Source organism: Parasediminibacterium schistidii (assembly GCF_046546515.1).
In the GTDB taxonomy this organism is placed as follows: domain Bacteria; phylum Bacteroidota; class Bacteroidia; order Chitinophagales; family Chitinophagaceae; genus Parasediminibacterium.
Window position 1 is genome coordinate 56,115 of record NZ_JBKHKJ010000027.1, and the last position, 20,471, is coordinate 76,585.

Genomic DNA, 20,471 nt, shown 5'->3' on the forward strand with positions numbered 1-20,471 from the left:
AGAGGCAAAATATAAAAATCATGGGTGGATATACAATAGCAATAGCAGGCAGACCCAACGTGGGCAAGAGTACTTTGTTCAACCGTTTGTTGGAACAGCGTAAAGCTATTGTGGACGATGTAAGCGGCGTAACCCGTGACAGGCAATATGGCGTTGCAGACTGGAACGGTAAATTGTTCAACCTGATAGACACGGGAGGCTTTGTACCAAACAGTGCCGATATTTTTGAAACAGAGATACGGAAACAGGTAAAAATAGCCATTGAGGAAGCTAATGCCATCATATTCATGGTAGATGTTACAACTGGCATTACAGAGCTTGACGAGTCTATGGCCGATTTGCTCCGCCGCAGCACGAAGCCTGTTTACCTAGTGGTTAACAAGGTAGATAATGGCCAACGCAACCTAGATGCCACCGAGTTTTACAGCCTTGGCTTTGATGTGTTATACACGGTTAGTTGCCTTAGCGGTACTGGTACTGGTGAATTGCTAGATGCCCTAGTAGAGCCAATAACGCAGGAAGACGTGGATGCTGCTCTAAATGAAGTAGAACTGCCAAAATTTGCCATCATGGGGCAGCCCAATGCGGGTAAGTCTTCCTTGTTGAACGCCATGGTAGGCGAGGAAAGGACAATCGTAAGCGAAATTGCAGGCACCACAAGGGATACGATACATACGCACTACAACCTTTTCCAAAAGGAATTTATACTGATAGATACCGCCGGGCTAAGAAAAAAATCGAAGGAAAAGGAAGATTTGGAGTTCTACTCTGTAATACGTGCTATTAGAGCAATGGACGAGGCCGATGTTTGCTTGTTGGTAATTGATGCAGTGAACGGCATTACTGCGCAAGACGTTAGCATATTCAGCCTTGCAACCCGTAAAGGCAAGGGTGTAGTGGTATTAGTAAACAAATGGGATTTGGTAGAGAAATCTACCAATACAGCCCGTGATTATGAAAAATTGTTGAAACAAAAAATAGCGCCTTTTACAGACGTGCCAGTAATTTTCATTTCTGCCAAAGACAAGACAAGGGTTTTTAAAGTAATAGAAACGGCGTTGGAGGTTTATGAAAGCAAGAAACGCCGTATAGCTACTTCAAAATTGAATGAAGTAATGCTAAAGGCAATTGAAAGCTATCAGGCCCCGGTGGTGAGAGGCAATTTGGTGAAGATAAAATATGTAACCCAGATCCCTACACACGTGCCTTCTTTTGCTTTTTTTACCAATTACCCAGATGATATTAAAATGGCATACAAAAATTACTTGGAAAACCAGTTGCGGCAGCATTTTGACTTTAAAGGCGTGCCAATAAGGATATTCTTTAGGAAAAAATAAGTATATAAAAAATTTGGCTGTTTCGATTGTACGCTTATATTTGCACACTAATTATAAAAGTTAATTAAAAATTACAATGAAAAAATTATTCGCAATCCTTTCTTTAGCAGTTGTATTTGCTGCTTGTGGTAGTGGTGAAAACAAAGCCGCTGCTGTTGATTCAACTAAAATCGCTGATTCTATCAAAATGGCTGCTGCTGCTGATTCTGCTGCAAAAGCTGCTGCTGATACTACCAAGAAAGCAGTTGATTCTACTAAAAAAGCTGTAACTGATTCTGCTAAAAAAATGTAATTTTTTAAGTATTTTCATCTTATTAAGGGCTGCCTCCAAAAGAGGCAGCTTTTTTTGTGCCTATGTTGAAAATAAAGATTAATTTATTGCTGAAGTCCATAATCTACTTCCTATCAGAATGCCCCAAGCTTTTCCCGGGGTTCACCTCGTCCCTTATCAATTGCTTCAATGCTTTTATGTCTATAAAGCCTCCTGCTTCTTTGCGGTCAAATGTTTGCTGACCATCAATGTAAATGGCAAACTTGCCACTTGTTTCGCTGGGTTGCAATAATACGCCATGTAGGTCTTCCTCAAACGTAGTTAATATTTCTTGCGCCATGTATGCAGCCCTTAGCAGCCAGTTGCATTTTGGGCAATATTCTATAGTGATGGTAGGCTTCATTTTTTTTGTTTTAAGTTCTATGTTTTGAGTTTTAATTTAGGGGGATTTTATATTTTAAGTTTTGGTTTTTGGGTATGTTCATGTTAAAATAGAAAACGCTAACCCTGAAAGGGCTAGCGTTTTGCTTTATGAAACTTAGAACTTAAAACACAAAACTTAAAACAAAGAAAATTATTCCGTTATTGCCGCAATCCCTGGCAAAACCTTCCCTTCAAAATATTCCAGCATGGCACCACCGCCGGTGCTTACATAGCTTACTTTGTCTGCAAAGCCAAATTGGTTCACAGCAGCAACGCTGTCGCCCCCGCCTACTAAACTAAATGCCCCATGGGCAGTAGCTTCTGTTACGGCAATGGCAATAGCCTTGGTGCCGTGTTGGAATTTTTCCATTTCAAACACCCCCATTGGCCCGTTCCACAAAATGGTTTTAGAGCGTTTAATCACATTGGCAAACTGCTCTGCTGCGTTTGGCCCAATGTCTAGCCCCATCCAGCCATCAGGAATTTGGTTGCTTGGTGCGGTAGATGTATTGGCATCGGCAGCAAAATTGTCTGCAACAATGCTATCGCTTGGCAGGTGTATGCATACGCCTTTGGCTTCTGCTTTTTTCAATAGGTCAAGCGCCATTTCCAGGCGGTCGTCTTCGCAAAGGCTTTTTCCAATATGGCCACCTTCTGCTTTCATGAATGTATAAGCCATGCCCCCGCCAATAATAATATCGGTAGCCCTTTCCAGCAGGTTTTCAATAATCAATATTTTGTCAGACACTTTTGCACCGCCTATAATGGCCGTGAATGGTTTTTCGCTTTCGTGCATTACTTTTTCTGCACTGGCTACCTCGCTGTTCATCAGCAAGCCAAACATTTTGCTATCGGCTGCAAAGTATTTGGCTATCACTGCCGTGCTGGCATGTGCCCTGTGGGCGGTGCCAAACGCATCGTTTACATATACATCCCCTAGTTTGCTTAGTTTTTCTGCAAAGGCTTCGTCGCCAGCTTCTTCTTCTTTGTAAAAACGTAGGTTTTCCAGCAGCAACACATCGCCTGGCTGTAGGCCAGCGGCCAGTTCCACTGCAGATTCGCCAATGCAATCGTCTGCAAACTGCACGTCAATCCCGCCAAGCAACTCGCTTAGGTGCATCACGATGTGTTTTAAGGAATATTTCTCCTCTGGCCCGCCCTTTGGCCTACCTAGATGGCTCATCAAGATAACACTGCCGCCATCTTTCAATATTTTTTCTATGGTTGGGATGGCAGCCCGCATCCTGTTGTCGTCGGTAATGGCAAGGGTTTGCTTATCTAATGGCACATTAAAATCCACACGGATCAATGCTTTCTGCCCCGAAAAATTGTGACCTGAAAATTTGCTCATGTTTTAAACGTTTATTTCTATTAAGGTTTGATTTGTGTTTGTAAAATATTTAAGTCTCAAATGTAAAGTAAAAATACAAAGCACAATAAATAATGAAATTGTTTGCGTTATTGATTGTATGTTTTGTTTTTCAGCGTACAAAAATATAAGGCATAATGATTTTTTGTTTGGAAATACGAGTAATAAAGTAAATATTTGTGATCGTGGTATAATAAAAAGAGGTCTAACGAAATTAATATGGCAATATACAAACTTGGTCAGCAGCTTGAATTTATTAAAGAACTCCAATTTAAATTTGAAAAGGACATTCAGAATATTGTAGAAAAAAACTTAAACTCGCTCTTGAGTCTTGACTTTATAAGAACAGAGTTTGCATTAAATAACTTTCGTATTGACACATTAGCTTTCGACAGGGAAAATAAATCATTTGTTATAATTGAATATAAACGGGATAAAAATTTCAGCGTAATTGACCAAGGCTACGCATATCTCTCATTAATGCTAAACAATAAAGCAGATTTTATCCTTGAATTCAATGAAAGCCAGCAGACAACCTTAAAAAGAAACGATGTTGATTGGACTCAATCTAAAGTGCTTTTTGTTTCCCCGTTCTTCACCAACTACCAAAGGGAGGCTATTAACTTTAAAGACTTGCCTATTGAACTTTATGAAATAAAAAGGTTTCAAAATGATACAATTTCGTTTGAACAAATTCAAAAAACTTCTGCGAAAGAAAGCATAAAAACGATTTCTAGAAATGATGAAATTGTTGAAACTGTGAGTAAAGAAGTTAAAGTATTTACTGAACAAGACCATTTACAGAAAGTGGACTTTGAAACCAGAGAATTATATGAACAAGTTAAAGAAAGACTTATTGGACTGGACGATAATGTAACAACCCAACCTAAAAAGCAAACCATTGGCTTTAAAGTGAATAATAATATTTTCTGTGATATTGTTTTGCAAGGAAAAGGCCTGAAAGTATATGTTAACCTTAAAAGTGGCGATTTGCAAGACCAAAAAAGGATTGCCAGAGATGTGTCAAATGTTGGGCATTGGGGCAATGGTTCATATGAAATTAAACTTAGTGACTTAGATGATATAGATTATGTGTTAAGCTTATTAAAACAGTCGCTAAGAAAAAATAAAGAATAAACCAATTTAGTCATCGTACGAATGGTTATAGCTATTACCACACAGTAAATTGCGGTAATGTAGCTAGTATGAAAAAGAGTTCTAATTTTTAATTCTACCAATTTTGTTTTCGATATGTTTGGGTTGGATAAATATGACTACATAGTAAATACAAATTTTACAGATTATGCCTTTCAAAGCCAAGGGCCAAATGGAACAATAGAAAAAATAGCCCGTTTCTCTTTGATTGATATTGGTCTTTATAATTTTGGGTTTGGCGACTACAATCCGCTTACAGGTAAAGTAACCGATACTATTACAAGTAACAATAAGGATGTTGATAAAATAATGGGCACTGTCGGCAGTATTATATTTGACTTTACCACTGTGTACTATAATGCGGAAATATTGGTTCAAGGTACTACACCTGCAAGAACTCGTCTATATCAAGCACAAATTGGCAAACACTGGGAAAGTATAAACATTATCTTTGAAGTAATGGGATTTAAAGAAGGTAAATGGACGTATTTTGAAAAAGGGGTTAACTATGAAGCATTTACAGGATGGCGTAAAAATAATTTTTCTGAAATAAATTAAGATTATCTATAAACAAGTTATTTTTGTGCTATGGTAAACCAACCCAAAAAATACCAATCGCCACCTTTAAAACAAATAATAAAGGTAGATCCTGAAATGAAAGATTTTGGGGAGCAGCCTTTTTTTATTGATAAGTTGGAGAAAGCAAAAGCCTTTCTAAAAAAGGCGGGGAGGCCTATGCGTGTCCCTCAAAAGCAAAACTAAAAATCCATGCCTTTAAATTTCATCAGCTATCCAGTTGTTTTAAGCCATCCCATTCCACTCTCCCTACCCACCCAGCAACAAAAAAATAGCCAACCTTTTATGGAAATCGAGGTTTAGCTGCTTCCATTGCTTGATGGTTTTTGTTTGTATGGTTTCCGATGGTGCAGTTATGTCCACGGCAATACAAAGCAGGGTTGTTTCTTTGCAGGTTTGCAGCAGTTCCTTTATCAATGGGTTGTTGCGGTAAGGGGTTTCTATAAATATCTCCGTGCAGTTGCTTTTCAAGGAGCTGGCTTCCAATGCTTTTATTGCGTTTTTCCTTTCCATATTATCCACAGGCAGGTAGCCATTAAACCTAAATTGTTGCCCGTTCATGCCACTTGCCATTAACGCCAGCAAAATAGAACTGGGCCCCACCAATGGTTTTACAGGCGCGCCCATTTGCTGGGCTTTGTTTACCAATACTTGCCCTGGGTCTGCAATGCCGGGGCAGCCAGCCTCGCTGATGATGCCAATGTTTTGCCCCAGTAGCACATGCTTGGCAAAGGCTTGCAATACTTGGTCTTCCGCTTTGTGTATGGTGTACCATTGGTAGTCGTCAATCACCATTTCCTTCCACAAACGTTTCAGGTAGCGGCGGGCTGTTTTTTCATTCTCCACAAAAAAAACAGTGGATTGCTTCACAGCATCCAATATATAGGCAGGGATAGTTTCAATAGCATCTTCGTGCAGGAAAATAGGGATAAGATAGACCACTGATTAAATGATTTGCGTGATTAAAGCCCTTGACTTAAATGTAGGATGTTCAAGATAAGGAATACTGCTTAGTATGGTTTTAAGCCAAGATTTAACCACAAAGCACACAAAGTTTTTCGCAAAGCTAAATATTAAGGGTTAATGTTTCTAAGTTATATAACTAGAGAGTATAGCCCCTCGTGCATATTTATTTAAGCAGTTATTTGGCAGGCAGGTGGACAAAAAAATAATGCCGTAGACATGACCGATATTGTAGCCCCCGATTTCAATCGGGGGAATTATAACACAATAAACCTCTTCTTCTTTCCTTCGTGCCACTTTGAACCTTCGTGTCTTCGTGGCAAAAAAAGAGGAAATAATTTACTCCTTCACCACGGCACTTTCAATCCCTTCGTCCCTCACGGCAATCAAGCTAATGGTTGCTGCCACTACAGAATAGGTAGGTGCTAGCACCCAGCCCACCACCGGGATTAAGTGCATGGCATAAAAAACCATCCCGTTGCCAATTGCCAGCCCCTTGTGCCGCCCAATAAAGGCAATGCTTTCGCTGGTGCTTTTGTGGTTGCGCTCCATGCTATAGTCCAGCATCGAAAAGCCATAGTAATAACATTCTATCAACACCGCCATAAAAGGCGTAAGCCAGCCAGCAATGGGTATGGGGCTTACAATAAAGATAGACAATTCATAAACCGACTGCCAAACCACGTTGCGGCTGGCGATGCGTGTGCCCCTGAAAATATCTTTTACCAGTTGCAACGGGCTGAAAGGGTATATCACCCCTTCCATGATGGCTTCTGTTTTTTCACTTAAAAAAGAGAAAATGGGCGACCCAATAACCAAGAAAATATATTTGAACAACGAAAAATAAAACAACATCATAATCAGCCATATCATCAGGCTGCCGAGCGTGAACAGGAAGCCGAGGAAACCGTTGTTCATTTTATCCAGCCATGTCTTCAAGCCAGTTTCCAAGCTCAGCCATTCTATGAAATTGTTGCAGGTATGCCCAAAATAATACATGCTCACCATAAACAACAGGGCATACAATATGCCCGGTACAAGTATCCATTTCCATAGCTTGTACTTTTTTATAAATTGATGGGCCTTATAATAAGCCTGAAAGGCAATAATAATTTCTTTTAGCACTGTTTATCTGGGTTATATTAGCACCGGGTACACAAAGTTTTTCGCTTTGCCCCTCTCCTTTGTTCCTGCCCTCTGTCCTATGTTCCTTCTCCCTCTTCTTTGGAGAGGGTTGGGGTGAGGTAGGAGTGAGGTTGGGGTTGGGGTGAGGTAACACTTTACAAGCGAAAAACTTATATGCCCCTTAGCGTGTGCAAAGTACTTCATTTCATTTACACCACTACCAAAGAATAGATATGCGGCAAGCATGGCAGCAGCTACCCAACACATTTTTCCAGCAGCAAAACGTATTGCTGGTAGCAAGGGGATTGATTGGGAAAATATTGATTACGCAATTCAACGGTCTTCTAACCGCTGGCAGGATCGTGGAAACTGAAGCCTACAACGGTATTATAGACAAGGCATCGCATAGCTACAATGGCAGGCGGACGAACCGCACAGAGGTAATGTATGCCGCAGGTGGGGTAAGCTATGTGTACCTCTGCTATGGCATCCACCACCTGTTTAATATTGTAACTGGCATAAAAGATACACCCCATGCCGTTCTGATAAGGGCAGTAGAACCCTTAGTAGGTATTGACATAATGCTAGCAAGGGTAAACAAAAACAAAGCCGATGCCACCCTCACCAAAGGGCCGGGAAATGTTTCCAAGGCATTGGGCATATCTACCCTTCATAGTGGCTCTGAAATGGGGAATGAAATATTTGTGGCCGATGATGGCTTTGCCCATAGAGAATCGGACATTATAGCTACGCCAAGGATAGGCGTGGACTATGCTGGTGAAGATGCTTTGCTACCCTATAGGTTTATAGTAAGGGGGAATAAATATGTGAGTGGGAAGAAGGCCTAGGTAGCCTCTTTATAATACGCCATCTTCTTACTAGGAAAAGGGGGTAATTCCATCGGAAAACGGCCTAATTGTAAGGGCAGAAAATCTTCTGCCTCTACGCTGTGGTCTCCCCGTTAGCACGCAAGGCTAAAATAAAAAACCATCGCAGGAACGCTACCTTTGGTACCTGCTCTTCGTTCTCATTTCCCCCATCATGGGGGCATTTTTGGATACTCATGGGGGCATATTTCCCCCATATAGGATTGTTCTTTTGCACGGAGCCAAAATCAATACCAACTTTGTAGTAAATGGCCTTTGTTTTCGTTGTTATACCAGTGTCTAGCCTACCCTAAGTTAGCTTCCCCGTAGTGCTAATTTTTAACATACAAAAAAAAGTCATGATAGTTTACATCCATACTCAAAAAACACCGAAAAAGTACGCACTTTTCTGCGGGAATCACTCACAAAATATGCACAAAACACTCAAAAAAGAACCACTTTTCACTCACAAAACACGCACTCTTAAAAAGTATAAAATACTGTATTTCAATGAGTTATGGTGCAAAAAAGTCTCAAAATTGAATTTAGGGTGCCAAATGCCAACCAAACCATGCGGGCAATGCCCCTGAAAATGGGCTATAAGTTTTGGATTTTGCCCCTATCAAGTTTGCAAGAAATGATAGGTTGCCATTCTCCAGCAGCCCAAAAAAGAATGAGCCCAACTTTCAGCCTTTGAGTCTTAAAAGCAATTTTTATCTTAATTTACAATATTCCTTTTAATCATTCGTCTGCCTTTAATACGATGGAGGCAGCACTTACATTAACGGCTAGGATGGCAGAAGAGCAGAAACGCAATATCTCACAAATCATCGGCGACTATAGCAAGCGCTTGCTTGGCTTTATCCGGAAAAGGGTAGCCAACGAAGCCGATGCCGAGGATATTTTGCAGGATGTGTTTTACCAGCTTGCCGACAATGCCCAACCCATTGAACAATTGACTGCCTGGCTGTTTAGGGTGGCGCGCAACCGCATTACAGACGTAAAGCGCAAGCACAAGCCCGAATTACTAGACGATTTGTATGACGATACAGATGATGAAAATATGCTTGGCTGGGCAGAACTGCTGGCCGAAAAAGACAACACGCCAGAAACGGCTTACTTAAGGAGCCTGTTTTGGGAAACCCTCAATACTGCATTGGACGAACTGCCGGCAGAACAAAAACAAGTATTCGTACTAAATGAGTTGGAGGGTGTGCCTTTTAAGGAAATAGCAGCGCAAACGGGCGAAACGGTAAACACTTTGCTGTCTAGGAAAAGGTATGCTGTATTGCATTTGAGGGACAGGCTGCAGGTGCTGCACGACGAATTAATCAATTATTAAAAACAATTTTATGAAACATTTTTGGGTAAGGAAAATAGTAGGATGCGTAGCCATGGTGGCTATAGGCATACCCTTGCTGGGCTTTGTGGTAATGAGCCTTTGGAACAATATATTGGTAGCAGTAATAGGTGTAAAAGCCATTACATTTTTACAAGCACTGGGCATATTTGTATTAAGTAAAATATTGTTTGGTGGCTTTAAAAGAGGCGGCGGCGGCTTTGGCCGGGGCCGCACGGAAATGAAAGAAAAATGGCTAAACATGACCCCAGAAGAAAGGGAACAGTTTAAAAACGACTGGAGAAGCCGATGCAGGAGCTGGAAAAATAATTAGGAATTTGCGACTTGGACTTTACTGCTTATTCCTGATGACTTACCACTTATCACTTACCACTTACGACTTATTATGAATATCTTCATTTTTAAAACAGACATCACAGAAATGAAACAGGTGCGCAAGGTTGCCCCTGTGCTGCGTGCCATGAAAGACATCCTGAAATGGAACTTCGACCTGCACGATAGCGACAATATCCTGCGCATAGAAACCCTGGCACTTGTGCCGCAACAGGTAGAACATTCGTTGCAACAGGCCGGGCATTATTGCAAGGAGTTGGAATAAGGAATATTAAGGTTTACATGTAGGGGCAGAAGAATTTCTGCCCTTACTAATTACCAATTTTCATCATTTTAACTATAAAATACCTGCCATTCCGTCAAATAACAACAGTAGGTATTAGCTTTGCTATACTATTGTTTTTAAAATAATAAAATATGAACACGAAAACACTCACGCTTATTGTAATTGCTGCGTTGGTTTTAATATTGGGTGGCTGCGGTTGCAGCAGCTACAATGGATTGGTAACTGGCGACCAAGGCACAAAACAAGCCTGGAGCAATGTGGAAACCAACTACCAGCGCCGTACCGATTTGTACAGCAGCGTTATTAAAACCATAGAAGGATCCGCTAATTTTGAAAAATCAACTTTAAAAGACGTATTGGCCGCAAGGGCAAGTGCCACGCAGGTAAGGGTTGACATTAACGACCCCGCTACTTTGGCCAAGTTCCAAGCAGCACAAGGGCAGTTGCAAAGTTCTTTTGGCAGGTTGATGGCAGTAGCCGAAGCTTATCCAGATTTAAAAACAACCCGCTCCTTCCAGGATTTCCAAACGCAAATAGAAGGAACTGAAAACCGCATTAACATTGCAAGGAAAGACTACAACGCCAGCGTGCAGGATTATAACTTGCAGGTAAAACGTTTTCCTAATAATATTTTTGCAGGTATTTTCCACTTTACAGAAAAGCCTTACTACGAAGCTGATGCTGGCAGCGATAAGGTGCCGGATATTCAGTTTAATATTAAATAGCGTGTATAATAGTGCTGCCAACCTTCAAAAAGTTGGCAACACTATTATAAAAAAAAGGTTCTTTTTTTCTTCTTTATTTCCTTTGTGCTACTTTGAGGCTTCGTGCCTTTGTGGCAGACAAAACCCTCTTCTATGTTCAATTGGTTTAAACGCAAGGCAGCCGATTTCTTTTCCCCGGAAGAGAACGACCTGATTGTTGCTGCTATTAAAGAAGCGGAGCATAGGACTAGTGGCGAGATAAGGGTGTATATTGAAAGCAAATGTACATCACCTGAACCCTTGCAAAGAGCCATAGAATTGTTTGACGATTTGGGCATATACAAAACCAAGGAACGGAATGGGGTATTGGTATATATAGCCATCAAAAGCAGGCAACTGGCCATTTATGGCGACGAAAGCATTTATAAAAAAGTAGGCAAGGAGTTTTGGGACAAAAAGGTAGCAAAAATTATCCAGTTTTTCGATGCAAAAGAATATTCCGAAGGTATTGCCACCATTGTTAAGGAAATAGGGGAGGCCTTGCACGAGCATTTCCCTTACAATAACGAAGGTGATATTAATGAACTACCCGATGATATTGTATTTGGCAAGTAAATAAGTACATGAAAAAAATCCTTTTTATATTTTTATTGCTTATTAGCTGCTGCATTGCAAATGCCCAGAAAGTAATACCAATGCCTAGCCCTGCAAGGCTAGTGGTTGACAATGCGCATGTATTGAGCGACCAAGAGCAAGCACAATTGGAACAAAAATTAGTAGCACTAGACGATAGCACATCTAACCAAATAGCTATTGTAACTGTGCCTACCCTAGGAGATGAACCCATTGAGGATGTGGCCACGGCTACTTTCAGGAGCTGGGGCATTGGCAATAAAAAAACAAACAACGGCATATTGATATTGGTGGCCGTGGATGACAGGAAAGTAAGAATAGAAGTAGGTTATGGCCTAGAAGGTGCAATACCAGATGTTACGGCAAAAGACATTATTGAAAACCATATAACTCCTAACTTTAAAGCAGGTAACTATTACAAAGGGCTAGACGAGGCCGTGGATAACCTTGCAAAAGCCGCTGTGGGTGAGTATAAGGTACAAGCACAAAAAAAAGGAAAAGGAGGAGGTAGCGGAAGCATTATTTTTATTATCATCTTGTTTATTGTATTTGCAATATTAGGTAGTAGTAGGGGCGGCGGCGGTGGCGGCGGTTTGTTTATCCCACTTTTGTTTAGTAGTGGTGGCTTTGGTGGCAGGAGCGATAGTGGAGGCAGCTTTGGAGGCGGCGGCGGCGGCTTTGGTGGGTTTGGCGGCGGTAGCAGCGGTGGCGGTGGCGCTAGTGGTGGCTGGTAGTTGTCTGAACTATGATTTATAGGATTTCGGGGATTAAAGTGAAAGTATGATATTGCTTATTACTTCTCACAACTCAAAAATGTTCAATCCCTTCTTTGCTTTGCTTAATTCCTTAGTGCTGCTTTGAGTCTTAGGAATGCGGGTTAAATAAATTAAGCAATTTTAAATTAGGCTATTTAAGAATGAAGTAACCTTGTCGAATAGCCTTTTCGTCCTATAAGTGCAACGTTTTTCTTGTCTTTAAGTAACCTATTTGCGTCTTCTCTGCGTTTAATGGCTTTGCGACCTTTGCGGTTAAACTTGCTCACTTTGTTTTGACAACATTGCTTAGTGTCTTTGTGGCTAAAACCAATTAATATATTTATGAAGTCAATTGTTTTTTCTTTCAGTTTAATGTTTGTTTTGGCGGGTGCATTCGGTCAAGCCAAACTAACACCAGGCTCTAAGTTTACCTTAACACAAGAATCAAAAATCAACACCACCACATCCATGATGGGTACAGATATGTTGATAGAATCTACCAATACTTTATATGTAGAGATAGAAATAAAAACACTTGTTAATGACAGTACGCTGGTAATTAATGGTACTGTAAAACGCATAACAGGTCATTTTAGTGTTATGGGGCAAGACCAAAATTTCGATAGTGATGATAAGTCAACTGCCACTAGCCCCCAATTGGCACCTTTATTAAAAAACTTGAATAAACAAGAAGAATTTACCATTATTAATGGAAAGATAAAAGGAACTGGCAACCAAATGGACGATGCAATGGGGGCTGTTGCCCAGGCTTTGACTGGAGGTGGCGGTGCTTCGGCAAGTGGGTTTGTTGGGCAATTGTTTGTCCCCTTGGCTGCGAAGAACAAGAATCTTGGCGACAAATGGACTACTGATGAAAAAAGCAGCGATGGCAATATGAAAATGGTGTCTATTTTTACCATTACAAAACTAACGGGCGATGAAATAGAAATTACCGCAAACGTAGGTACTTCATTTGTAGGCAGTATCCATGTAATGGAAATGGACATGAAGCAAAATATGTCTGGCATTACCACTTCTGTTTTTACATACAACCAAAAAACAGGCGTGCTGAAAGCTGGCAATTCAACTATATCATCCAATGGAACCGCCGAGGTAATGGGTAACAGCCTGCCCATGAACATAAAAGGCACAACCACAGTATCGGTGCAATAGTTTCTATTCTTTTTTTCTTTGTGCTGCTTCGAGCCTTGGTGTCTTTGTGGCAAAAAAACTTCTTTCCCTTGGAGTCTTTGTGGCAAAATTAGCTTTCTGGCGCAAATAACAAACACCCATCCCCATAACTTAAAAAGCGGTAATTGTTTGCTAGGGCATAGTCGTAAAATTTCCGCCAATCGTTACCCACAATAGCAGCCACCAACAATAGCAACGTAGATTGTGGCTGGTGGAAATTGGTAACAATGGCTTTTGCAATGCGAAGTTTGTAGCTAGGTGCAACCAATAATTGTGTCTTGGTAATTAACCTGTCCAACTTTTTTTCTTTTAACCAATCTATCAATGCCTGCAAGGCATCTGCCGCCGCCACATCCTGCGGCAATTCGTAAGCATCCCATTGGTATAACGCCATTTCTTCTTTATTTTCTAACTGACCACTGACCACTAATGACTGATCACTCGCGACAGACTTATGGCTTATGACTAACGACTTACGACTAAGTTCTTTCACCCCCAGCCAATACAAGCTCTCTATTGTCCGCAACGAAGTGGTGCCTACTGGCACTATTGTTTTGTGCAAGTTGGCTAGCAAATCTTCAATAAACCCTATAGTAACATCAATAAACTCTGCGTGCATTTCATGTTCCTGCAGGGTGGCAGCCTTTACAGGCTTGAAAGTGCCAGCACCTACATGTAGTGTTACAAACTTGTGTTCTATCCCTTTTGCTGCCAATTGTTCAAACAAGCTGTCCGTAAAATGCAGGCCTGCGGTAGGTGCAGCCACGCTGCCATCATGCCGAGCATAGATGGTTTGGTAAGTGGTTTTGTCAGTTTCTTCTGCCAGCCTGTTTAAATAGGGCGGCAATGGTATTTGCCCAGCAAGGTGCAATACCTCTGCAAAACTGAGCGAGGCATCGTCCCAGCTTAGTTCAATTAAAAAATAATCAGAAAGCCTTTCTACCATGCTTGCTTGCAAATCCAGCTTTTTGATGCCGTAATCAATTTGCTTTGCCAACGGCTCGGATTTCCATTTTTTTGCGCCGCCTACTAGGCATTTCCACAGAACTTTCCCTTTTTGCAACATTGCAGTAGTAATGTCGGCGTATTGATCGCCCGGTTCCAAGCAAAACAATTCTATTGCCCCGCCCGTGCTTTTGGTAAACAGAAGCCTTGCCTCCACCACTTTGGTGTTGTTAAAAACAAGCAGGCTGTCTGCCGGCAAATGCTCATGCAGGTGCTTGTAGGCACTATCGGTAATGCTCCCATCCTTATATACCAATAGCTTGCTTTCGTCCCTTTTGGACAGCGGGTATTTAGCAATTTGCTCTTCAGGTAGCTGGTAGGTATAATCAAGTATTGATAAATGTTGCGGGGACGGCACGTTTGATGAATTCTGTATTATAAAATAAGGATTATTGTCATATTTAAGTAGCTAATTAACCTCAAACGATGCAAAATTTTACGCAAAGTAAACCAAAATTGCTATCCTTTTTAAGGTAAAACGTATCACTGGGTGCATTATTTTTTTTCTTTTTAGTACAAAATAACCCTGGCACAACCCTTCTCCCATCCGGCCTCACTTATCCCTAAAGGCAGGAACAAACTCTCTCACGGGAGAGGCAGCAAGAAGTGGGAGGGCAAAACGAGAACAGTTGTATATTTTTTATAATATCCTTTCGCAGGTTATTTTGTTAAAATAGTTTCAGTTTTGCCAATTTTTGGTCTTTTTTGCCACTTCTGATTTTTTTTTTTAATCCTCTTAATTTTTGTAAAGGATTGATTATCAGTAATATTAGCGAATTTTTAGTAGAAAAAACGTGATATTTTATGATAATTTACTATCATTTATTAATTATTTATTGATAAGAAACTGATAATAAACTAATCATTTTATGATTATATAGTGATTATTTTTTGATAAGGAATTATAATACCCTAATTTTTAAAAACTACTATTTTAATATTAGTAAAAAAAGAACTACGATATTGCTGCTGGGACACTAGCTTTGTAAATGCTTTGAATCAGGTGCATTTATGCGCCAAAGATAAGATTTTTATAAATTTGGGCACGTTTCAGGACAAATAAAAAAGACAGTCCAAGCGAAACATTTTTATGTACCCCGTTTCACTTGCCCTCAACCCCTAAAGGGGCAAAGTAAACGCAAAGAGCAGTACAACTGGGTTAACAAAATGAAAATTATACTTTGGAGAGCTAATGTGGAACTGTTTTTTATGTAGTAAACGCTTATAGCAACGGTCTTGGTGGTAAAGCAGCGGCTTTGCCTAATATTTACGTCCTTTAAGCAGCGTGTTTTACCTTTTTGCATCCCCTTTGCTCCCTCTTTGCATAAATCGCTTTGCAAATCTTTGCGATTAAGCAATCTGCTTCAATTAAAATTAGGCAAGTTAAAAAATGTGTGTAAACGATACCTTCAAGGGGGAACAAGTTAAACGTACTATCTAAGTATTGCTTATTTCACCTAATACCCTTTGTGCAAACCCTTTGTGTGCATTGTGGTTAAACTTTCTTTTTACTTGCCCACAATTGCCTTTTTTCTACTATAGAATAAGAAATTCGCATTAAATTTACAAAAAATCCTTTCAATTCTTAATAAACTCCCCAGTAGCTAACATTTTTTAAACATTATCCACAGCTTATGAACAGCATAAGCAGGGTATATATTCCAAAAAATTGCCAAAGCCCAATGCAGTCCTGCTTTTCAGCCTAAAAAAATCTGTGGATAAATTCAAAAGTCAAAAAGTTGCTTTCTTCGGGTATAAAAGTGTTATTTTGTGGGAGAAAGTGTAGGTTTTCTATCCTAATTAAGGCAAATGAACGGTTTTTCTGGCGAATATGAGGTAACACTAGACTCGAAGCAACGCTTCCTGTTACCTGCTGGGGTAAAAAAGCAGTTTGCAGAAGGTGAAAACACTTTTGTACTGGCAAGGGGGATTGAAGAGTGCATTACGCTATACCCGGTAAAAACATGGGAAGCCATCGAGCAAAAACTGAATGCCTTAAATAAGTTTGATGAAGAGGCAAGGACGTTTAAGCGTATTTTTTTAAGGGGTGTAACTGAAATAGAACTAGACTCGGCAGGCAGGATATTGGTGCCGCCTACTTTAAAAGAATATGCTGGTTTAAAAAAGGAGATGATTATTGCGGGCATGACGGATTTTTTTGAGATATGGGAGCCCAATAAATACGATGCTGTCCTTAAGAAGGTATCCCCTACGAAGTTTAGTGAATTGGCCAACAAGTTGTTTTTATAAAGAAACTGAATGTTTTAAACGCTTAATAGCGGTTATTGAATGAAAGTAAAAAAAGGAGCAGTACAAGATGATGGCACACAAGCAGATAGCCCCACGCAAGGCCCATTGTACCATGTACCCGTATTGTTTGATGAAACCATTGAAGGCTTGGATATAAAACCAAATGGTATATATGTCGATTGCACATTTGGCGGCGGTGGACACAGCCGGGGCATATTGGAAAAACTCGGTAAGGATGGCAAATTGGTTGCTTTTGATCAAGATGAAGATGCAGTAAGCAACCTTCCGGCAGATAAGCGGGTGGTTTTTGTGCCACAAAATTTTAAGCACATGCACCGTTTTTTGCGGTTGCACAAAATAAAACAGGTAGATGGGGTGTTGGCAGACTTGGGCGTAAGCAGCCACCAGTTTGACGAAGGAGACAGGGGGTTTTCTATCCGGTTTGATGGGCCGCTAGATATGCGGATGGACAAAAGGCAATTGCTGGATGCAGCCCAAATTATTGCAACATACACGGAGCAGCAGTTGCATAAGTTATTTGAACAGTATGGCGAAGTGAGCAATTCAAAAACGTTGGCAAAGCATATCGTTTCTGCAAGGCAGCAAACGCAGGCACAAACCATTTTGCAGTTCAAGGCAATGATTAGTCCCGTGGTTAAGGGCAATCCCAATAAGTATTTGGCACAGGTGTTTCAGGCGTTGCGGATAGAAGTGAATGAGGAAATGGATGCATTGAAAGAAATGCTGCTTCAATTGAACGAAGTAGTAAAACCCGGTGGAAGGGTTGCCATCATCACGTTCCACTCGTTGGAAGACAGGCTGGCAAAGCAGTTTTTTAAGAATGGCAGTTTTGACGAAAGCGAGGACGATAACCCATTTGTGCAAAATAACAAGGAGCAAAAATGGGCATTGGTGAATAAAAAGCCCATCACGGCAACAGAAGGTGAGTTGAAGCTGAACAAGCGTAGCAGGAGCGCAAAGCTGAGGGTAGCGGAGAGGTTGTTTTAAGTTTTATGTTTTGAGTTTTAAGTTTTAAGGCAGTAAAATTCGTGTAATTCGTAAAAAATAGTGTTCAAAGATGTTCTAAAAATTCGTGTTAAAAACTTTATATGGAAGCGCAAACAAAAAAAGACAATCCTAAAAGCAGCAGGCTGAGGAGTTTGGGCGATAGCTTGTCTGGCGGGCGTTGGATTACCCAGAACCTTAATTTTTTCTTGTTTTTATCGGCTATGGCCGTTTTGTATATCGCCAACGGGCACATGGCAGACAAGGCCATCAGGAACATTAATAAAACACAGCAGGAGATAAAAGACCTGCAATACGAGTACAAGACAGTAAAAAGTGAAGTGATGTATAAAAGCGAAGAGGCACAAGTAGAAAAAGCGGCAGAGCCATTAGGCTTGAAAATAACGAAAGACGTGCCACAACGTTTGCAGGTTGAGAAGTGAGTGGTCAGTGGTCAAGCACAATGGAGTAAGATAGGATATTTTATACAAGGCTATAGACAAAGTATAAAATATAGCCCTGAAAGGGCGGCATACATCAGCCCTTCGGGAAAGGAAGCATACATGAGCGAAAAGTGAAGCCCATCGGGAAAATTGGGAAACATAAAGCATAACCATTTAAAATAAAGGCAGCCTTTCTTTCCCTCTTTAGGGGATGGGGGTTCGGGTTAAATTATGGAAGTAAAAAAGGACATACTATGGAGGGTTTACCTCAGCTACATCTTGATGGTGATAGTATGCCTGGTTATTTTCAGCAAAGCGGTGTACATCCAGCAGGTGCAAGGGCAGCATTGGCGCAGCATGAGCGATAGCCTGCACCAAAAAATAGAAGAAGTAGAAGCCGAGCGTGGCACTATCTATAGCGAAGATGGTAAAATGCTAAGTACCAGCATCCCTCAGTTTGATATATATATAGATTTTGCCGCTGATGGCTTGCGTGAAAAAAGTGGGGTACGCTTCAGGAACAATGTCGATAGCCTTAGCCATTGCTTGGCAAACTTGTTTAAAGACAGGTCTGAAAGCGAATACCACAAAATGCTGCAGCATGGGTTTAAAGTAAAAGACCGTTACTTCCTTTTGCAAAAAAACATTTCATACAGGCAATACCAAGATTTAAAGCAATTCCCACTGGTGCGGTTGGGCAGGAACAAAAGTGGTTTCATTGTTTCCAACAGGACAATTAGGTTGAACCCGTATAAAATTTTTGCATACAGGACAATAGGGCTAGATAGGGAAAATGCACAAAAAATAGGCTTGGAACAAACCTACGATACCATATTGAAAGGTACAAGCGGCAAACACTTAGTGCGGTATATAGCTGGTGGGGTAAGCGTGCCTGTTGAAGGGGGGGATGATTTGCAAATAGAACCAGAGAATGGGAAAGACATAGTAACAACCCTTGATGTGTTTATACAGGAAGTTGCGGAAAATGCCTTGCAGAAAATGATGATACAAAACGATGCGGAGCATGGTTGCGCAATAGTGATGGAAACAAAAACAGGCAAGGTAAAAGCAATAGCCAACCTTGGGAAGCTTTTGGACAAAGATGGCAAGGAATATGGTTTTGGGGAGAATTTCAACTATGCAATAAGTGCATCAGAGCCGGGCTCCACGTTTAAACTGGCAACGATGCTAAGTTTATTAGAAGACAAAAAAATAAACCTTGCCAGCACTGTGAACCTAAATGGCGGCGTGTGGGAAATAAATGGGCAAACTGTTTACGACTCTGAAAAGCATGGCCGTATGCTGGTAACTGCAAAGCAGGCTTTTGAACTAAGCAGCAACGTGGGCATGGCCAAGATGGCGTACTACAGCTATTGGAAGAAGCCAAGCCAGTTCCTAGGGCATTTGCACAATATGCGGTTGGATACGCTTACAGGTATAGACATTACAGGGGAACGCCCTTCTGTTATACACAAGCCGGGCAGTAGGTTTTGGAGCGCAAACACCCTTCCCTGGATGGCATTTGGGTACAATTTGGAAGTTACTCCTTTGCAAACCCTCACCCTGTACAACGCCATTGCCAACAACGGCAAAATGATGAGGCCGTATTTGTTGAATGCCGTGAAAGACGAGGGTGAAGTAATAGACGACCGCCAGCCGCATGTGCTGATAGACAAAATATGCAGCGATTCTACTTTGCTTCAATTAAAGGAATGTTTAGAAGGCGTTTGTATTGAAGGCACAGGTAAGGAATTGTTTAAAAATAGCGTTTACAAGGTAGCTGGCAAAACGGGTACAGCCTTGGTAGCCAATGGCAACAAGGGGTATGATGACATGATTTACCAAAGTTCTTTTGCAGGCTATTTCCCAGCAGACAACCCGCAATATACTTGCATAGTAGTGATAAGGAACAAACCACATGCACCCGTTTTTTATGGTGCAGCAGTAGCAGGGCCTGTGTTTAAAGAAATAGCAGACAGGTTATATACTACTTATGTAAGGCAGGTTAATTATGCTGCCACCCCAATAAAGACGGACAGTAGTTTTTTTAGCTATGTGGGCTCAAAGCAAGATATAAAACAAGTGTTGAATGCAATAAAGCTGCCTAATAAAGACAACGACAACAGCATAGACGGTATTGTAAGCCTAAGCGGCACCAGCACTGCAGCCACGCTAAGCGAAAGGTCGGTCAGCAATAATTATATGCCTTTGCTAAAAGGCATGGGGCTGAAAGATGTAGTGGTTTTGTGCGAAGGGATGGGATTAAAAGTGAATGTGAAAGGCAAAGGCAAAGTAGCATCACAATCTATCTACCCCGGCCAATCAGTAGCGCATGGGCAGGTGGTAACGGTGGAATTGAATTAAGTAGTAAGTAGTAAGTAGTAAGTAGTAAGTAGTAAGTAGTAAGTAGTAAGTAGTAAG

The 20,471-nt window shown here is 40.9% G+C and carries 21 protein-coding genes; 16 read left to right on the plus strand and 5 right to left on the minus strand.

Annotated features, from left to right (window positions below):
- The first annotated feature begins 20 nt into the window (after positions 1–20).
- Entirely contained in the window at positions 21–1,337 is a 1,317-nt protein-coding gene (der, locus tag ACHFIY_RS14965) for a ribosome biogenesis GTPase Der (protein ID WP_410846919.1), read from the plus strand.
- A gap of 76 nt (positions 1,338–1,413) precedes the next feature.
- The gene (locus tag ACHFIY_RS14970; protein WP_410846920.1) at positions 1,414–1,629 is read left to right on the plus strand and encodes a hypothetical protein; all 216 of its coding nucleotides are present in this window, start codon (positions 1,414–1,416) and stop codon (positions 1,627–1,629) included.
- 103 nt (positions 1,630–1,732) lie between these two features.
- Here the strand turns inward: ACHFIY_RS14970 and ACHFIY_RS14975 are convergent, their stop codons facing one another.
- Both ACHFIY_RS14975 and ACHFIY_RS14980 read right to left on the minus strand, forming a co-directional pair.
- Entirely contained in the window at positions 1,733–2,011 is a 279-nt protein-coding gene (locus ACHFIY_RS14975; RefSeq protein WP_410846921.1) for an Rdx family protein, read from the minus strand.
- Positions 2,012–2,182: 171 nt separating this feature from the next.
- Positions 2,183–3,382, minus strand: coding sequence for a phosphoglycerate kinase (locus ACHFIY_RS14980; protein WP_410846922.1), 1,200 nt, complete (start codon positions 3,380–3,382; stop codon positions 2,183–2,185).
- A gap of 237 nt (positions 3,383–3,619) precedes the next feature.
- Between ACHFIY_RS14980 and ACHFIY_RS14985 the strand changes: the two genes are divergently transcribed.
- Together ACHFIY_RS14985 and ACHFIY_RS14990 are read left to right on the plus strand one after the other, a co-directional pair.
- The gene (locus tag ACHFIY_RS14985; protein ID WP_410846923.1) at positions 3,620–4,537 is read left to right on the plus strand and encodes a DUF5655 domain-containing protein; all 918 of its coding nucleotides are present in this window, start codon (positions 3,620–3,622) and stop codon (positions 4,535–4,537) included.
- 123 nt (positions 4,538–4,660) lie between these two features.
- Positions 4,661–5,113: a DUF6934 family protein gene (locus ACHFIY_RS14990; RefSeq protein ID WP_410846924.1), complete on the plus strand. Its 453-nt coding sequence runs from the start codon at positions 4,661–4,663 to the stop codon at positions 5,111–5,113.
- A 267-nt stretch (positions 5,114–5,380) separates the two neighbouring features.
- On the opposite strand, the gene ACHFIY_RS14995 is transcribed toward ACHFIY_RS14990, so the two are convergent.
- The gene (locus ACHFIY_RS14995) at positions 5,381–6,073 is read right to left on the minus strand and encodes an SAM-dependent methyltransferase (RefSeq protein ID WP_410846925.1); all 693 of its coding nucleotides are present in this window, start codon (positions 6,071–6,073) and stop codon (positions 5,381–5,383) included.
- A 360-nt stretch (positions 6,074–6,433) separates the two neighbouring features.
- Positions 6,434–7,219: an EI24 domain-containing protein gene (locus ACHFIY_RS15000; RefSeq protein WP_410846926.1), complete on the minus strand. Its 786-nt coding sequence runs from the start codon at positions 7,217–7,219 to the stop codon at positions 6,434–6,436.
- Positions 7,220–7,452: 233 nt separating this feature from the next.
- On the opposite strand from ACHFIY_RS15000, the gene ACHFIY_RS15005 reads away from it, so the two are divergent.
- The 8 genes from ACHFIY_RS15005 to ACHFIY_RS15040 all read left to right on the plus strand — a co-directional run bounded on the left by ACHFIY_RS15005 (position 7,453) and on the right by ACHFIY_RS15040 (position 13,329).
- Entirely contained in the window at positions 7,453–8,067 is a 615-nt protein-coding gene (locus ACHFIY_RS15005; protein WP_410846927.1) for a DNA-3-methyladenine glycosylase, read from the plus strand.
- 781 nt (positions 8,068–8,848) lie between these two features.
- The gene (locus tag ACHFIY_RS15010) at positions 8,849–9,427 is read left to right on the plus strand and encodes an RNA polymerase sigma factor (RefSeq protein ID WP_410846928.1); all 579 of its coding nucleotides are present in this window, start codon (positions 8,849–8,851) and stop codon (positions 9,425–9,427) included.
- A gap of 10 nt (positions 9,428–9,437) precedes the next feature.
- Positions 9,438–9,758: a hypothetical protein gene (locus tag ACHFIY_RS15015; protein ID WP_410846929.1), complete on the plus strand. Its 321-nt coding sequence runs from the start codon at positions 9,438–9,440 to the stop codon at positions 9,756–9,758.
- Positions 9,759–9,830: 72 nt separating this feature from the next.
- Positions 9,831–10,043 carry a hypothetical protein gene (locus ACHFIY_RS15020; RefSeq protein ID WP_410846930.1) on the plus strand — a complete coding sequence of 71 codons (213 nt, stop codon included), beginning with the start codon at positions 9,831–9,833 and terminating at the stop codon, positions 10,041–10,043.
- Positions 10,044–10,195: 152 nt separating this feature from the next.
- The gene (locus ACHFIY_RS15025; protein ID WP_410846931.1) at positions 10,196–10,789 is read left to right on the plus strand and encodes a LemA family protein; all 594 of its coding nucleotides are present in this window, start codon (positions 10,196–10,198) and stop codon (positions 10,787–10,789) included.
- Between the two features lie 132 nt (positions 10,790–10,921).
- Entirely contained in the window at positions 10,922–11,383 is a 462-nt protein-coding gene (locus tag ACHFIY_RS15030) for a TPM domain-containing protein (RefSeq protein ID WP_410846932.1), read from the plus strand.
- An 8-nt stretch (positions 11,384–11,391) separates the two neighbouring features.
- Entirely contained in the window at positions 11,392–12,135 is a 744-nt protein-coding gene (locus tag ACHFIY_RS15035) for a TPM domain-containing protein (RefSeq protein ID WP_410846933.1), read from the plus strand.
- 363 nt (positions 12,136–12,498) lie between these two features.
- Entirely contained in the window at positions 12,499–13,329 is an 831-nt protein-coding gene (locus tag ACHFIY_RS15040) for a hypothetical protein (RefSeq protein ID WP_410846934.1), read from the plus strand.
- An 88-nt stretch (positions 13,330–13,417) separates the two neighbouring features.
- Here the strand turns inward: ACHFIY_RS15040 and ACHFIY_RS15045 are convergent, their stop codons facing one another.
- Positions 13,418–14,710, minus strand: a complete 1,293-nt coding sequence (locus tag ACHFIY_RS15045; RefSeq protein WP_410846935.1) for an S-adenosylmethionine:tRNA ribosyltransferase-isomerase — start codon at positions 14,708–14,710, stop codon at positions 13,418–13,420.
- Positions 14,711–16,161: 1,451 nt separating this feature from the next.
- Between ACHFIY_RS15045 and mraZ the strand changes: the two genes are divergently transcribed.
- From mraZ to ACHFIY_RS15065, 4 genes are all read left to right on the plus strand, one after another.
- Positions 16,162–16,602 (plus strand): division/cell wall cluster transcriptional repressor MraZ, encoded by a 441-nt coding sequence (gene mraZ / locus ACHFIY_RS15050; RefSeq protein WP_410846936.1) that lies wholly within the window; start codon positions 16,162–16,164, stop codon positions 16,600–16,602.
- Positions 16,603–16,641: 39 nt separating this feature from the next.
- Positions 16,642–17,610, plus strand: a complete 969-nt coding sequence (rsmH, locus tag ACHFIY_RS15055) for a 16S rRNA (cytosine(1402)-N(4))-methyltransferase RsmH (protein WP_410846937.1) — start codon at positions 16,642–16,644, stop codon at positions 17,608–17,610.
- Positions 17,611–17,711: 101 nt separating this feature from the next.
- On the plus strand, positions 17,712–18,050 hold the full coding sequence (locus ACHFIY_RS15060) for an FtsL-like putative cell division protein (RefSeq protein ID WP_410846938.1): 339 nt from the start codon (positions 17,712–17,714) through the stop codon (positions 18,048–18,050).
- Positions 18,051–18,281: 231 nt separating this feature from the next.
- Positions 18,282–20,414, plus strand: a complete 2,133-nt coding sequence (locus ACHFIY_RS15065; protein ID WP_410846939.1) for a penicillin-binding protein — start codon at positions 18,282–18,284, stop codon at positions 20,412–20,414.
- Positions 20,415–20,471 lie beyond the last annotated feature (57 nt).